The organism is Streptomyces sp. NPDC088147 (genome assembly GCF_044741565.1).
In the GTDB taxonomy this organism is placed as follows: Bacteria; Actinomycetota; Actinomycetes; order Streptomycetales; family Streptomycetaceae; genus Streptomyces.
Map to the genome: position 1 here is coordinate 51,868 of NZ_JBIUSY010000008.1, position 14,964 is coordinate 66,831.

Here is a 14,964-nt window from a genome sequence, read left to right on the forward strand (position 1 = left end):
CTGCCGGAGCTGGCGCTCATGGTCGACCTCCCCGACTAGGACGCATCCTGTCCGGTCGGTCTTCGCGGATCAGGCCGGGGCGTCCGGTGCGTCCGATCGCAAGGCGGAGGGTCGACGTCGAGGATGGCCCGGCCGTACGTGGACGACGGCGACAACGCGGCGAACGCGCGTGCCGGGCACCGTGGGCCGTGGGCCGTGGGCCGTGGGCCGTGGGCCGTGGACCAGGTGGGACTTGGACCGTGGACCAGGCGGGACGTGGGCCACACGCCCTGGCCCCGCGCAGCTCACGGTCTCCCGTGCGGCGAGCCGTCGTGCCCGTCACCACTCCGCCTGCCCGGGACGGCCACCCGACGGAGGGACGTACGACGATGCACGTGGAGCCCGACGCCCGAGAGGCCACCCGCGAGCGGACCGGGCTGGTCGAGCGGATGCGCGCCGTCCTGCTCCGGGCCGAGTTGGCACCCCCGCCGGAGGAGGCGCTGCGCCACCCCGCGGCGGCCGAGGCCGTCCACACCGCCCAGCACGCCCTGCGGTCCGGAGCGCTCGGCCAGGAGCGCCGCGCGACACTGTCCGCACGGCTCGGCGCCCTCACCGCTCCCAGCGGTGGCCCCGCCGAGCCCGCCGGCCATCTGCGCCGCAGCCTCGCCCGCGCCCTGCGCTCCCTGCCGGCCCCGCGCTCGGACGGCCCTCCCCGTACGGCGGCGACCGCCGAGTGGACGGGAAGGGAGCGCGAGGTGCTCGCTGACGCTCTCGCCCTGCTCGCCGCTGCCTGGCCGCGGAGCGCCGCGGAGATCCGCGAGACGGTCGCCGAGGTCGCCCTGCTGGAGGGGAACGCGATCGACGGCTACACCGATTTCGCGGTGCACGGCGCGATCTTCCTCAACCGCGTCCGGCTGACCCCCGGTGATGACGGGCTGCCCGCGGCGGTGCGGTGCGCCGAGGCCGTCCTTCACGAGGCCACCCACACGCGCTGCAACGCGGCGGCCGTCGCCCAGCCCTTCCTGCTTCCCGAACGCGCTTCGGGCGAGGGCGGGACCGGGACCAGGGGGCCGTTGCTGGTCGCCACCCCCCTGCGGGCCGACCCCCGCCCGCTCTCCGGCCTCTTCCAGCAGACCGTGGTGCTGGCCCGCATCGTGTGTCTGTACGAGCGGCTGGACCAGTCAGGGGAGGCAGTCGCGCGACGGCGCGAGCGCGTGACCGCCTCGGCGCGCCAGGCCGTGCACACCCTCGCGGAACACGAGCACAGCCTCACTCCGCGCGGCGGGAGCGTCTTGGCCTCGTGCGCGGTTGTCGCGGAGGGCGGACGGTGAGCGCCTGGACCCCGCAGGTCTTCGTGCCCTTCCCGGACCACCCGGAGGTGCTTCTGGCCAGGGTGGCCGCCCGGTCCGCCGCCTTCGAGGGCACCAGCGCCGCCGACGGGCGGCCCGTCCTGGTCGGCAGCGCCGCCGGGCATGACCGGAACCAGGTCGCCGCCGGAGCCAGAGGCGAACTCCTGGAGCGTATGGGCAACATCATGGCGGGCCGTGCGGCGGAGGCCGCCGCCGAGACGGTCGGCACCGCTGGGCAGCTTCGCGATCGCGGCCTGGCCGTCCGTGATCCGTGGGAGGAGGTACCGGGCCGCCGCCTGTGGGCGTGCGGTGCGACGGCCACCGGCGAGCGGGTCTACGTGCCGGCCTCGGCCGTATACCTCCAGCACCGCCCGCCCCCGGGGTGCGAGGCTTCGCGCGGGGGCGGTTCCACGGGGGTGGCCGCGCATCCGCGCCGCGAGGCCGCCGTCGGACACGCCGCCTGGGAGGTGCTGGAGCGCGACTTGGTGCGCCGGAGTTGGTACGGGCTGACGGACACGGTCCCGCACGCCCTGCCGGTGACGCTGCCCCCGGCTCTGCGCGCCCTGCTGGACGACCGGGGGCTGCGGGCCACCGCGTTCGGGGTGCCGGCGCCGCCGGGTGCCGCCTGTGCCGTGGTGTGCCTGCACCAACCGGACGGAACGGAGCAGGCGTTCGGCGCGCGCTGCGGCCCGGACGCCGACGTACCGCACCTGGTGGAGCGGGCCGCCTACGAGGCCCTGATGGTGACGTGGAGCATGGGGACGCCGGTCGCACGGCGGACCTGGGCGCGCTGGCGCGGCGGGACGGAGCCCACGACCGCGGTCGAGCACGCCCTGTGGGCCCATCACGTCCAGGACAGCCTGGGGCACTGGAAGGTGAAGGCCGCCGCGCCACGGCCCGAACCGGCCCGTCCCGCGCACCACCGTCGTCCGCCGCCGTCCTCGGGCTGCGTCCCCGGCCCCGCACCCGGCCCTGTTCCGGGCCCTGTCCCGGGCCCCGACCCGCTGCGGATTCTCGCCCGGCACACCGGACAGGAGCCCATCGTCGTGGAGACCACCTCCTCGTCCGCGCGGGTCGCGGGGGTCCATGTCGTCCGGGTACTCGCCCCGGGCGCCGAGCCCCTGCCCACCGGGGCGGCGGCCGGGCCGCCCCATCCCTTCGGCTAGGAGTCCCGCGTGACCCAGACCGCACCACGTGACCAGGCCGCGCCCGCCCCCGCCGCGGAGACGCACTACGCCACCGTGTTCGCCGACGAGTACGACCGCTGGTTCGGGAAACCGAGAGTGAGCGGCACGACTGTCGACACCCTCGCGGGCCTCGCCGGGACGGGCCCGGTGCTCGAACTCGGCGTCGGCACCGGCCGGATCGCGCTGCCTCTGCGCGCCCGTGGCATCGAGGTGCACGGCATCGACGGGTCGGCCGCCATGGTGGACCGGCTGCGGGCCAAGCCCGGTGGCGATGCCGTCCCTGTGACGCTCGGCGACTTCTCCGAGGTGCCCGTCACCGGTGTCTTCAGCCTTGTCTATCTCGCCGCCGGAACCTTCTTCGAACTCCGCGAACAGCGGGCACAGGAAAGGTGCTTCGCCCGCGTCGCCGACCGGCTCGGAGCGGGCGGCGCCTTCGTCTTCGACTCCCACCTGCCCGAGGCCCTCGCCCGCGCCACGGGCGCCCCGGAAGTCGTCTCCGAGGGCGACGACCATCTCGTGCTGTGCCACCGCAGCATCGACCCGTCTGTGCAGCGGTACCGCTCGCACTACGTCATCCACGCCGAGGGGGTCACCCGGCACCTTCGTGTCGAGTTCCGGTACGCCGGGCCGGGGGAACTGGACCTGATGGCCCGCCAGGCCGGGCTGCGGCTCGCCGAACGCTGGGGCGGCTGGGGCCGTGAAGCCTTCACCCGCGACAGCGCGTACCACGTCTCCGTCTACCGACGGCCATGAGGCCGGGCCCGCCCCGGCCCGGTGGCGCCCCGCCAGTGGCACCCCGCCGGTGACGACCCGGCCTGCGGCACCCCGGCCGGTGGGTCCCGGCCCGGTGGGCATCACCCGCCCCTGCCCTCCCCTGCGCGCCGAGAAAGTCCCGTCCGCCCGTGCTCACAGCGAGGGAGTTCGCCCATGAGCGGCCCGACCGAGTCCCCCATCCGCCGGTTCCCGCTCGACCACGCACCCGGCCTGGAACCGCTTCCGGAACTCGCGGAGCTGCGGAGGCACGCGCCGGTCGTCCGCGTCAGCCTGCCCGGAGGCGCCCCGGCCTGGCTCGTGACGCGCTACGCCGATGTCCGGCAGGTCCTCGCCGGCCCGTGCTTCAGCCGGGCCCTCGCGTCCAGGGGCAAGAGCCCTGGAAGCCCGCGCGCCACGGCGCTGCCCGACTCGATCCTCGCCACCGACCCGCCGGACCACTCCAGGCTGCGCAGGCTGATCGCCCCGGCCCTCACCGCGCGCCGGGCCGAGGCGATGCGGCGCGGTGTCGCCCGTACGGTGCGTACCCTCCTCGGCGCGCTGGACCGGCGACCCGCCCCCGTCGACCTCGTCACCCACTTCACACGCCCGCTGCCGCTGACCGTCATCTGCGACCTGCTCGGCACGGACGGGATGGACGCCGACCGGCTGGACGTCTGGGACGACACCCTGCGCAGCCGTACGGCCGTGAACGCCGAGGTGACGGCGGCGGTTGAGGACATGGCCACCTACCTGAAGGGGCTGATATCCGCCAAGCGCGCCCACCCTGCCGACGACATGCTGAGCCTGCTGATCGCCGCCCGCGACACCGACGACGACCGGCTGAGCGAGGGAGAACTCGTCTCCTTCTGCGTCGTCCTGCTCCTGGGGGGCTACGGCACCACCGCGAACCGCCTGGCCGGCATGGTCCACCTGCTCCTGGCCCGCCCGGAGCGGTACGCGCTGCTGCGGGACGAGCCCGCCCGCGTCCCGGCGGCCGTGGAGGAATTGCTGCGTTACGCGCAGGCCGCGATGGGAGCCAACCTGCGCGTTGCCACGGAGGACGTCACGCTGAGCGGGGTCACCATCGGCGCGGGGGAGGCGGTCGTCGCGCTCATGGCCTCCGCCAACCACGACGAGGACACCTTCCCTCGCCCGGACCTTCTCGACCTCACCCGTGAGGCGCCCGCCCACCTGTCCTTCGGACACGGGGTCCACTTCTGCGCCGGTGCCCAACTCGCCCGTGTCCAGCTCCAAGAGGCACTGACCGGGCTCACTCGGCACTTCCCGCGGCTGCGTGCCGCCGGTCCCGCCGCATGGAAGGACGACCGGCTGAGCCGGGCTCCACGCGTCCTGCCGGTGAGGTGGTGAACGGCGATCCGTGCGACAGCCCGTGAGTTCTCCTGAGCCCGGCCGAAGCCCCTGTCCCTGTGGCCGGGGGCTCTTCCTCCCTCGTGTGCTCTGCCGACCTGTGACGTAGCTTCGGGATTCCCGAAGCGTTCTCATCTCGTCCGACCGATCCGCGGTCGGGTCGAAGGTGAGGAGGCTCGGGTTGGCGGCGCCGGCAGTCGTACGGGACCTGCGTGAGCACTGGGCGCCCGCGTCGGCGGAGGAGCTGGAGCGGTCCGAGACCGACGTCCTGTCCGGGTTCGTCCTCGCACGGGCCGCGGCAGGGCCGGCGGACGGCACCATCCGCGGGGACGTCGGGCACCTGGATCAGATCAGGTCCCGGTTCGGCCGGCCGCTGTAGGACATGAAGCCGCCGACGGGGACGTGTGCTTCGGGAAGGTGCTGCGGCACTCGCCCAGCGGCACTCGGCGGAAAGGGGTCGGACGGCCTGCCCCTATGGTCCGCCGGGCGGCCCGGCTGAGCTGCTCAGGAGGCGTTGACCGCTTTCCCCGACGCCGACTTGCCCTTACTGCGGTCGACCACGGCGATCACCTCGACCGGCGCACTGTGCAGTGCGACCCAACCGTCCTCGGGAGCATCGGCCCCCTTGATGAGGTACTTGGCCTTGATGCGGACGACCACGATGCCTCGCGGTCCCTGCCGGCTGTATTGCCGTGCCGTGTACCTCGAGGTCGTGAACTCCGGGTAGCGCCTGCCCTTCTGGTACTGCGCCGTAGCCTGTTCGGCAGTGGGCGCGGGGGTGGCCGAGTCGGAGGCCGCGCCGCCGGCCGAACTCTGCTGCTGCATCGCCCGAATCTTCGGCATATCGTCACCCCGGCACAGCGTGACCACCGTCTCGCCGCCCGACGCAACCGCGGCCGCCACGGCGCTCTCGGACGTGAGTGCCGGCAGTTGCTTCTCCTGGGCGCTGAGGTCGTCCTCCGAGCTGAAGTCGGAGTCGCTCTCGGTGAGGGTCGTCGGGTTGGTGGCCAGTTCCATGCGCTGCACGGAGGTCGCGCCCGCCGCCGCAACGCGCCCGGCCGTGGTCTCGTCCCGCATGGCCCGCAGCACGGGCACCGGGCCCGTCATCACCTGCCGGGCGGTGTCCTCCGCCTGGCGTTCGGCCCAGTCCGAGGGGTCGGAGACGTGCAGGCCCGAGCCGTTGTCCGTACCCGGCACGACACCCCGGCTCTGCTGGATGACATGGGTCAGCTCATGGGCGAGGGTGTGCTTGTCCCTGCCGTCCCACACCACGTGAGAGCCGGAGGTGTACGCCTTCGCGCCGATCTCCGCCGCCGAGTCCATGGCCGCGGAGTCGGTGTGGACGCGCACCCCGCCGAAGTCGGCACCGTGCCGGGCCTCCATCTCCTCGCGCACCGGTACGTCCAGCGGCCGCCCCGACGAACGCAGCACCTCGTGCACCGCCGACCGGCGCTGCACGACCTGGTCGTGGCCGCTGCCCGCCGCGTGCGCGTGCCGCTCCTCCTCCACGGCACGGCACACGGCCGCGTTGCCCACCGAGCGCTGTAGTGCCAGCATCCGCTGAGCCGGGGTGATGGGCACGGCCACACGGCGGTCCTTGTCCTGCTCAGCGGCCCGCTGGGCCGGTGTTCGGTGTGCACGCACGACGATCCCCTTCACGCTGGACGGCTGATCTTCTCGTTCTACCGGACCGCTCAGGGCGGCGGAAGGTCCGTGGGGGCAACCTCGGGGCAGCCGGTCAACTGCCCTCACGGTCACCGTGGATGCCCCCGAGTGGGCACCGGAGGCCGTTCCGGGGATCGCCGCACGCGCGTGAGGAACCCGGTCAAGGAACGATTGAGGTGCACAACCGGCAGTTCGGCGGGCGCCCGTCATAGGCGACGATGTCCGCCGACACCACCGTCGAAGCCCTTCGGATCGCTCACCATCCTCGTGTTCCACCCGAACTCACCGATGCATCAGCCTGACGCACACCGGTGGACCCGCGGGTTCGCGCCGAGGAGCCTTCAGTTTCCGTGAACTCGCGGGCTTCGAGGGGGTTGAGGAACACCGGAACGAGAACCGGAGCAGCGTCACGCCTCGACGATGATGGTGCCTATGGCCGACTCCGGGCCGGGCCCCTCCGGACGGTCGACCTTCCACCAGCCCAGCACATCCTGGTATTCCGGCTGCGGGATCGCACGTCCTTCGGCAGTCATCAGGCGTCCCTGATACGCCTGGGCGTAACGCGCTCGAACCGAGTAGACGCCGACTGCGTCGGGAACAACGAGGTCGCACGACACATGTACCCACTCCGCCGGACCTGGGTTGTCCTCCGCCAGCGCCTCGACGTGTGTGCCGGCGTTCACCACCTTCAAGCCGCCCCCGCTGCGCTGCTTGCCGTTCCATACCGACGCCTGCGCTCGATCCTGGCCCGCCAGCCCGACGATCACCTGGTTGATGGCGTTGCCGCACCCCGAACAATCGTGCAAGACATCGAAACTGAGCTGGTGCGAACCGCCTCCACGGACCTTCACCACGTCACCCTGGCCATCGATCCTCACATTGCGGATCCTGAACCGCGACGGCTCGACCATTTCGGTATCGGGCGTGAAAGCCGTGGTCCGGTGGGCATCGCTGTGATTCATCTTGTCGGTCATGTGCCGAGTAAACAGGTCGCCACTGACAAGGGCCCGGTCCAGGCTCGAGCTTCGTCGTCCACCTGCTCTCCGGCCCGCCGGTGCCTCGGAGACACACCCAGCGGCGCGGGCCACGTTCACCCGCCGCTGGTTGTGCATGTCGCGAGGGGAGCCAAGAGGGCGCAGACTGGTGAAAATTGCGGACGATTGGGGCACGCGATGATCCTCATCGGCGTCATCTTGCTTGTGGTCGGTTTCGTCACCGGCATCTCGGTCCTGTGGACCATCGGGATTGTCCTCGCCGTCATCGGCGCCATCCTCTGGGTACTCGGGGCTGTCGGGCATGCCGTAGGCGGCAGGCGCCACTATTGGTGACCGATGGGCGGAGGCAGGCGGAAAGCGGCCCTGGGGTATCGGCGAAGGCTGCCGGTGCGCGACATATGTGCTCCTGCGACTCCAGCGTGATGCTTTCGTCGACGTACGGCGGTTCCCTCCCGAAGGCCCTGCGCCCTCCGGGACCCGGACCCGCACTCACCACAGTTCACAGCGATTCGTCAGGGAGGGCACATGGCCGTACGACACCAGCTCATCGCCCGCGAGCCGGCCGCTGTCTGGCGGGTCCTCTCGGACCCCGCGCGCTACGCCGACTGGGTGGTCGGCACGGCACGTTCCTTCCCCGGGGAGGGCCGCTGGCCCGAGGTCGGTTCCTCCCTCACCTATACGGTGCGGCTGGGCTCCAAGGAGCTGCGGGGATATACCGTCGTCCGGCGTCATAAGCCCCCGCGGTGGCTGGAGTTGGAGGCACACAGCGGGCCGCTCGGCACGGCGCGCATCGCCCTCGACATCCGGCCCTGGGGTGACGAGACGCTGGTGATCGTCGACGAGCATCCCCTGCGTGGCTTCGCCGGTGCGGCCCACAACCTCGTCCTGGACGCTTTCTTGCAGATCCGGCACCGTGGCATGCTCGGACGACTCGCGGCGGCGGTGGAACACGACAGCCCCGCCCCGGCCGGAGCGCAGGCCGGCCCGGCCGCGAGCCACGGCCGCGCCGACGGTTGACAGGACCGGGGGCACGTCGGGGCAGGGCAGAAGCGCCGCGTGGGACGTCGCCGCCCGGTCCGCCATCCGGGGAGCGCCCCGGGCCGGCTCAAGGGCGAAGGACGCCCTCGGCGCTCAGCCGAGGTCCCTGAGCGGCCGGGTCGCCGGCGCCATGCCGGCGATGTAGATGTCCACGAGGCGCCGCGCGGTGTGGTTCCAGTCGGAGACATGCGGGAGTCGCTGCGCCATCAGCGCGCCAAAGATCACCAGGTCGGCCGTGTGCACGTCGTGCCGGATCGTGCCGTCCTCCCGGCCTCTGCACAGCAACGAGCCGAGCTTCCGGTGCACGTCGGCCTGGATCGCGACGGTGTCCTGGTCGATCAGCGGCGGACCTCCGTGCAAGGGCATCACGAGGTCGGGCCCGTGTTCGACAGTCCGGTCGAGGAAGCCACGCACGGCTTCGATTCCGGACCGATCGGTTTCGGCGGCCCTGTCCGCCGCGGCCAGGACAAGCTGGAACGAGCGGTGCGTCAGGGCCCCGAGCAGAGCCTCACGGGAAGGGAAGTGGCGGTAGACGGTGCCCACGCCGACTCCCGCGTCCGCCGCGACGGTCGCCATCGGTACCGCGGCGCCCTCCCGTCTGACCGCGGCGGCGGCCGCCGCCAGCACCCGCTCCCTGTTGTCGGCCGCGTCACGGCGCAGCTCCCGCCGCCGGGCGCCTTCGTTCGACTGTGCCTTCGTCACACCCCCGATGATGGCCCACGCGCCCCCCGTCCAGCACCGGCCGGTGTCGTTGACACCCCACTAAGCGGACGATAACGTCCGCTTAGTGGCTACCACAGGCGCATACGTACGACAGGGCGCGGGTGTCCACGGCGCCCAGAAGAGTCATGCCATGAACAGCGGCGGAGCCGTTCTCATCGCCGGTGCCGCAGGCGGGCTCGCAACCGCTCCCGTCGACGTAATGGCCCGCCTGGTCCGCGAGCGCCGACGAGACCGACGTCGGTGTCCGCGTCAAGGTCTCGTCAGCGCCGGCCTCTACGGACCCCGGCGCCGGCCTGTCGGCCAGGGTCCCCCGGCGTGGCCGCGAGTGGAACCGACACGTACCACCACGACCGTCCGCACCCCTGGACGCTTCACCCGCACGAGCGTCCCCGCACCTGAACGGAGCCCGTCATGAGCATGGTCTATCTCGCGCAACCCGAACAGCAGCAGCAACTCGAATGGCTCGACGGCGGCACACTGGCGATGCTGCTCGACGGCAAGGCCACCGACGGTCAGCTCATGATCGGGCGCTTCGACGTCGCAGAGGGTGAGGCACCGCCCTATCACAAGCACACTCTTGAGGACGAGGTCTTCCTGCTGCTCAAGGGCACCGCCCTGGTGTGGTGCGACGACCAGGAGTACGAACTCACCGAGGGCGGCGTGGTGTTCCTGCCGAAGCAGATCCCGCACGGCTACCGCATCACCTCCAAGAAGGCCGACCTGCTGATGATCAACACACCGGCCGGCATCGAGGGGATGTTCCGGGAGACCGGTCGCGACAAGTCCACACCGCGTCCGCCCGACTTCCAGGTGAAGCCCGATCCCGCCCTCGCCGACAAGTACGGCAACGTCATCGTGGGCCCGCCGCGCTGACCGGCCCGTTTCCCGGGGCTTACGCGCCGCACGGCTGTCCGGGGCGTGCGGACTCCACAAGACCGAGCGGATCATCCCCGTCATCGCGCTCACGCCCACCGGCGTCCCCGGCGGCTCCACCTCCTCGCCGTCGGCCTGACCTCAGCCCGGCGATATTCACCCGTTCAGGTGAACGGGATCGGAGTCTCGCGCGGCGGACGACCGTCGGCTGGATAGTGAGGACGCCGCACGATCTCCGGGCTCGGATTCAGATCGGGAATGCGGTGACCGGTCGTTCCCGAATTCTCCTCGCGCCACCCTGAGCCGCCGGCACGACCTCGCACACGTACGGAACCCGCTCGTACGTTCACCGCGGATCCGTCTCTCGCATTCGTCGCTTTCCTCACTTTCCTCACTGCTCGTGGTCCCAGCTCGCCCCAAGGGAGGACACATGGTCGGCACAGCGCATAGGAACACCGATGTGGAAGGCGTGGAAGGGGGTGTCGGTCTCACCGCCCTCATGGTCGCCGCGGCGCGCGCGATCGAGACTCACCGCCATGACAGCCTGACACGGGACATCTACGCGGAACACTTCGTGCTCGCCGCACCGGCGTCCGCGGGCTGGCCGGTCCGCGTGCAACAGGCCGCGGACGGGGACGCGAATCCGCTGTGGGGACGGTTCGCGCGCTATTTCGGTCTGCGGACGAGGGTCCTCGACGACTTCCTTCTCGAGTCGGTCCGTGCGGGCGCGCGCCAAGTGGTCCTGCTCGGGGCGGGGCTGGACTCGCGGGCGTTCCGACTCGACTGGCCTCCCGGCTGCGTGATCTTCGAGATCGACAGGGAAGGCGTGCTGGCGTTCAAGCACGAGGTGCTCGGCGGGCTGTCGGCCACGCCCAGGGCGGCCCGCGTACCTCTTCCGGTCGATCTGCGCGACGACTGGGTCGGAGCGCTGACCGACGCCGGTTTCGATACGGCCGCGCCGAGCGTCTGGCTGGCCGAAGGGGTGCTGTTCTATCTGCCCAACGCCGCCGAGACCGCTCTCATCGAGTCGGTGGACCGGTTGAGTGCGGAGGGAAGCGCCCTGGCGTTCGAGGTCAAGCTCGAGGCGGACCTGCTGGCATACCGCGACAGCCCGCTCTACACCTCGACGAAAGATCAGATCGGTATCGACCTGCTCAATCTGTTCGCCAGAGAGCCGCGGCCCGACTCCGCGGGTGCTCTGAGGGGCAAGGGCTGGTCCACGTCGGTCCACACCCCCTTCGACTTCACCCGTCGGCATGGACGCGGGCCGCTGCCCGAGGAGAACGACGCGCTGGCGGGCAACCGGTGGGTGTTCGCGAACAAGCCACGGCCCTGACGCCGCCGCCGTCGGCCGAGGGCCCGTACGTCTCCCCCGCCGGTACGTCTCCCCCGCCGGGACAGGGACGCGCCGGGGAGGGGCGCACCGGGGGGCGGGACAGGGACGCGTCGGACGAGCATCGCGGGAGGGCCGGCCACGGTCGTGCGGCGTCCGTGACCGGTCGTCAGACGGCGGTCGAGCGGTCGAGCGGACAGACGGCGGCGTGGAGAGCCCCGCTCATCGGTGCCTCCCCTCCGGAACCAGGACGGGTTTGACCACGCGGCCCGCGTCGCAGTCGCGTTCGGCCTCGTTGATGTCCGAGAGCGGGTACGTACGGATGAGCTGGTCGAAGGGGAACCGCCCGGCCTGCCACAGTCCTGTCAGCCGCGGGATCAGCAGTCCCGGCACCGCGTCGCCCTCGCAGATGTGGGAGATCCGCCGGCCACGGTCCAGTGCCCCCGGTTCCAGCGGCAGCGCGGTGTGCAGCCGTGCCACCAGGCCGAGGTGGCCGGTCGGGCGCAGGGCCCGCAGTGCGTCGTTGATCAGCTGGCCGGAGCCCGTGGTGTCCAGCGCGTACCGCGCGCCGCCGTCGGTCAGCCGCCGGATGCGGTCGGGCAGGCCGGCCGAGCCGGCGTGCAACGGGAGGGCGTGGAACCGCTCGGCGAGGGCCAGGCGTTCGGGGTGCCGGTCGACGGCCACGGTCACCGCCCCGGCGGCGGTGGCGGCCATCACCGCGGCCAGGCCCACCGCTCCCGCGCCGAACACGGCGACGGTGTCGCCGGGGCCGACACCGAAGGAGTTCAGCACCGCTCCGGCTCCGGTGAGGAAGCCACAGCCGAGCGGTCCGAGCAGTTCGATGGGCAGCGCGGGGTCGACCCGGACGGCGTTACGGGCCAGGACCATCGCGTACTCGGCGAACGAGGACTGACCGAACCACCGGGGGGCCAGCTCTCTCCCGGCCGTGTCGGTGAACCGCGCCGCGTTCTCCCGGCGCCCTCCGAAGAGGTTGAGCGAGGCGAAGGAGTCACAGTAGGCGGGAGCCGCACCCATGCAGTTCCGGCAGTGTCCGCAGGAGTCGAAGCTCAGCACGACATGGTCTCCGACGCTCAGGCCGGTGTCCGGGCCGCCCGTCTCCACCACGATCCCCGCACCCTCGTGGCCGAGTACCGCCGGCAGTGGTGAGCGGCCCCCCGAACGCCGGACCGCGAGATCGGTGCGGCACAGCCCGCAGCCCGCGATCCTGACCAGGATCTCGCCGTCGGCCGGCCCCGCGGCCAGGATCACCTCCTCGATGGCGAATCGGCTTTCGTACGAGCGCAGTACCGCCGCGCCGAACCTCATGGGCGCGCCTCCTCCGGACGGTGCACGACGAACGGTCTGAGGTTCCCGTAGAGCCCCCACGGTCCGCCCGCGACGCCGACGCCGCTCTCCTTGATGCCCGCGAAGGGCTGGGCGAGGGACAGTTCGGCATGGTGGTTGATCCATGCAGTCCCGCACTCCAGCCGGTCGGCCACCGCCTCGGCCCGGTCCAGGTCGGTCCCCCATACCGAGCCGCCCAGCCCGAAGCCGGTGCCGTTGGCCGCCTCGATCGCTTCGTCGAGGCTCCCGTACGGCAGGACCGGCAGGACCGGGCCGAATTGCTCGTCCGTGACCACCGGGCTGTCGGGTGGGACATCGGCCAGGATCGTCGGGGCGAAGAAGTAGCCCGGCCGGTCCAGCCGGTGGCCGCCGGTCACGGCTCGGGCGCCGTCGGCCAGGGCCTGCGCCGTGTATCGCTCGACCCGGGCCAGTTGGGGGGCGTTGTTGACCGGCCCCAGCCGCGAGTCCGGGTCGAGCCCGGCTCCGACGACGGTGCTCTTCGCGCGCCGTGCGAGGGCCTCGACCACCTGGGAGTAGAGCCGGACCGGGGCGTAGACGCGCTTGACCGCCATGCAGACCTGCCCGCAGTTGCGGAAGGCCGCCCAGAACAGCCGGTCCGCGATCCTCTCCACCTCCACGTCCTCCAGCAGGACGGCGGCGTCGTTACCGCCCAGCTCCAGGGTGACCCGGGAGAGCGAGGCCGCCGCGCCCTCCGCGACGGCCCGCCCGGTGGGAATCGAACCGGTGAAGGTCACATGGCGTATCCCCGGATGGGACGCGAGGCGGGCGCCGAGAGGTTCGCGACCGGTGACGATCGTCAGGACGCCCTCGGGCAGGGCGGTGGAGAGGACGGACCCCAGCAGCCGTGTGGCGAGGGGGGTGAACGGGGAGGGCTTGAGCACCACCGTGTTGCCCGCTGCGAGTGCGGGCGCGAACTTCGCCGAGGCGAGCTGGAGGGGAAAGTTCCACGGGACGATCGCGGCGACGGGCCCGAGCGATCGCCAGCGGATCTCGCTGCGTACCGGGCGCCCGTCCGTGATCGGCCGTGATTCCGGAGCCAGCTCCGCGAAGTAGCGCAGACGGGCCGCCGTGCGGGCGATCTCCGCGTACGACTCGGCCAGGGGTTTGCCCTGTTCACGGGTGAGCAGCGGAGCGAGCTCGGCCCCGGCCGCCTCCACGGCGTCGGCTGCCGCGAGCAGCGCGGTGGCGCGGGCGGCACGGTCGGCCCGCCAGCCGCGCCAGGCCTCGTGGGCCCGGTCGACGACGGCGTCCAGCTCGTCCGGCCGCTGGTCGGGAGCGTCGTCGAAGGCCTCGCCCGTTGCCGGATCCAGGACGGCGAAGCGCGTGCCGCGGGTCCCGGGCGCGTAAGGGGGCTGACGTGTCGGCATGCCCGCGGTCAGCTCGCGGCGGCGGCAGCCGCGTACTCCCGGGCATGCTGGTCCATCTCCGCCCGGAAGGCGGCCACCAGGCTCGGCTGAATCCTTCCTGCGGTGCGGTCGCCCCCCTCGCAGACCGCCCCGCGCACGCCCACGATGTCCGTGCCGATGCGGGTCAGCTCGCCGAGATCTCCCCCCTTGACGCTGCCCGCGAGGGCCGCGAGCAGACCGGCCTCGTGGGTCAGCCGGACGAACTTCTCGCAGACGTCCGGCGGAACGTGGTCGAACAGCCGTGTCCCGTCCTTGATCGCGGTGTCGAGCATGGCCGCGTCGGAGCCGGAGCGGCGGGCGATGTCGGGCAGTGCGAGCGGGTTGACGCAGCCGATCCGGTGGGCGTCGGCGTAACCGGAGGCGACGACGAGAGCGTCCGGCCGGTAGTCCTTCACCGCCCGGACGACGCCTCGCATGACGTCGATGGCCTGTTCGGGCGTTGTGCACCCGTAGAGGCCGACCTTGATGTACGTGGCTCCGGAGACGGCCGCACCGAGCGCCGCCTGCGCCACCGTGCCGGGCTTGTACGGTACGTCTCCCACGGTGGCGGACACCGGCTTGTCCGCCGGGACGGCTTCGCGGATCTCCCGGATGACCCACGGGTAGTTCGCGCCGAGCGAGCCCTCGTCGGGCTTCTTGACATCGACGATGTCGAGGTACTCCGCCGCCTTCGCGCAGTCGAGGGCCTCCTCGACGCTGTCAGGGGAGATGAGAAGCAACAACGTGGGCTCCTTCCACCGCGTGTCCACCCGCCGAGGGCGGGTGCGCGGAGGCATCTGGATCACTTGCAGTCCGCTCATCATTGCGGCGGCCCGTGGCCGTCGGTAGGGCGTGCGGAGTCCGAACGGGGCGTGGCCCACGCCGTGTCCACTCCGCCGTGCGCCGTCCACGCCGGTTCGAAGGCGGAGCGCGGCGCGGGCGTCGGGACCC

Annotated in this window: 15 protein-coding genes; 9 read left to right on the forward strand and 6 right to left on the reverse strand. The window is 72.2% G+C overall.

What is annotated here, in order from left to right:
• Positions 1–368: 368 nt before the first annotated feature.
• From ACIOGX_RS26540 to ACIOGX_RS26560, 5 genes are all read left to right on the forward strand, one after another.
• Positions 369–1,310, forward strand: a complete 942-nt coding sequence (locus ACIOGX_RS26540) for an aKG-HExxH-type peptide beta-hydroxylase (RefSeq protein WP_401916824.1) — start codon at positions 369–371, stop codon at positions 1,308–1,310.
• Positions 1,307–2,494: a YcaO-like family protein gene (locus ACIOGX_RS26545; RefSeq protein WP_401916827.1), complete on the forward strand. Its 1,188-nt coding sequence runs from the start codon at positions 1,307–1,309 to the stop codon at positions 2,492–2,494. The genes ACIOGX_RS26540 and ACIOGX_RS26545 overlap by 4 nt, the downstream gene beginning before the upstream one ends.
• A 9-nt stretch (positions 2,495–2,503) precedes the next feature.
• The gene (locus ACIOGX_RS26550) at positions 2,504–3,268 is read left to right on the forward strand and encodes a class I SAM-dependent DNA methyltransferase (RefSeq protein WP_401916830.1); all 765 of its coding nucleotides are present in this window, start codon (positions 2,504–2,506) and stop codon (positions 3,266–3,268) included.
• Positions 3,269–3,442: 174 nt separating this feature from the next.
• Positions 3,443–4,636 carry a cytochrome P450 gene (locus ACIOGX_RS26555; RefSeq protein ID WP_401916832.1) on the forward strand — a complete coding sequence of 398 codons (1,194 nt, stop codon included), beginning with the start codon at positions 3,443–3,445 and terminating at the stop codon, positions 4,634–4,636.
• Positions 4,637–4,817: 181 nt separating this feature from the next.
• Positions 4,818–5,015, forward strand: coding sequence for a hypothetical protein (locus tag ACIOGX_RS26560; RefSeq protein WP_401916834.1), 198 nt, complete (start codon positions 4,818–4,820; stop codon positions 5,013–5,015).
• Positions 5,016–5,140: 125 nt separating this feature from the next.
• Here the strand turns inward: ACIOGX_RS26560 and ACIOGX_RS26565 are convergent, their stop codons facing one another.
• Entirely contained in the window at positions 5,141–6,280 is a 1,140-nt protein-coding gene (locus tag ACIOGX_RS26565; RefSeq protein WP_401916837.1) for a DUF4765 family protein, read from the reverse strand.
• A gap of 428 nt (positions 6,281–6,708) precedes the next feature.
• On the reverse strand, positions 6,709–7,275 hold the full coding sequence (locus tag ACIOGX_RS26570) for a hypothetical protein (RefSeq protein WP_356513663.1): 567 nt from the start codon (positions 7,273–7,275) through the stop codon (positions 6,709–6,711).
• 198 nt (positions 7,276–7,473) lie between these two features.
• Between ACIOGX_RS26570 and ACIOGX_RS26575 the strand changes: the two genes are divergently transcribed.
• On the forward strand, positions 7,474–7,629 hold the full coding sequence (locus ACIOGX_RS26575; protein ID WP_356513661.1) for a DUF6131 family protein: 156 nt from the start codon (positions 7,474–7,476) through the stop codon (positions 7,627–7,629).
• A 192-nt stretch (positions 7,630–7,821) separates the two neighbouring features.
• The gene (locus ACIOGX_RS26580) at positions 7,822–8,313 is read left to right on the forward strand and encodes an SRPBCC family protein (RefSeq protein ID WP_401916840.1); all 492 of its coding nucleotides are present in this window, start codon (positions 7,822–7,824) and stop codon (positions 8,311–8,313) included.
• Positions 8,314–8,427: 114 nt separating this feature from the next.
• Here the strand turns inward: ACIOGX_RS26580 and ACIOGX_RS26585 are convergent, their stop codons facing one another.
• The gene (locus tag ACIOGX_RS26585; protein WP_401768376.1) at positions 8,428–9,036 is read right to left on the reverse strand and encodes a TetR/AcrR family transcriptional regulator; all 609 of its coding nucleotides are present in this window, start codon (positions 9,034–9,036) and stop codon (positions 8,428–8,430) included.
• 432 nt (positions 9,037–9,468) lie between these two features.
• On the opposite strand from ACIOGX_RS26585, the gene ACIOGX_RS26590 reads away from it, so the two are divergent.
• Entirely contained in the window at positions 9,469–9,930 is a 462-nt protein-coding gene (locus tag ACIOGX_RS26590) for a cupin domain-containing protein (protein ID WP_401916843.1), read from the forward strand.
• Between the two features lie 430 nt (positions 9,931–10,360).
• Positions 10,361–11,266 (forward strand): class I SAM-dependent methyltransferase, encoded by a 906-nt coding sequence (locus ACIOGX_RS26595; protein WP_401916846.1) that lies wholly within the window; start codon positions 10,361–10,363, stop codon positions 11,264–11,266.
• A 219-nt stretch (positions 11,267–11,485) separates the two neighbouring features.
• Here ACIOGX_RS26595 and ACIOGX_RS26600 read toward each other — a convergent pair whose 3' ends face one another.
• Genes ACIOGX_RS26600 through ACIOGX_RS26610 form a run of 3 tightly spaced genes read right to left on the reverse strand, consistent with a single transcriptional unit; the run spans position 11,486 to position 14,756 of the window.
• Positions 11,486–12,589 carry an NAD(P)-dependent alcohol dehydrogenase gene (locus tag ACIOGX_RS26600; protein ID WP_401916849.1) on the reverse strand — a complete coding sequence of 368 codons (1,104 nt, stop codon included), beginning with the start codon at positions 12,587–12,589 and terminating at the stop codon, positions 11,486–11,488.
• Positions 12,586–13,995 (reverse strand): aldehyde dehydrogenase family protein, encoded by a 1,410-nt coding sequence (locus ACIOGX_RS26605; protein ID WP_401916852.1) that lies wholly within the window; start codon positions 13,993–13,995, stop codon positions 12,586–12,588. The genes ACIOGX_RS26600 and ACIOGX_RS26605 overlap by 4 nt, the downstream gene beginning before the upstream one ends.
• Before the next feature lie 8 nt (positions 13,996–14,003).
• Complete coding sequence (locus ACIOGX_RS26610; protein ID WP_401916855.1) at positions 14,004–14,756, reverse strand: (5-formylfuran-3-yl)methyl phosphate synthase; 753 nt, start codon at positions 14,754–14,756, stop codon at positions 14,004–14,006.
• Positions 14,757–14,964: the final 208 nt, after the last annotated feature.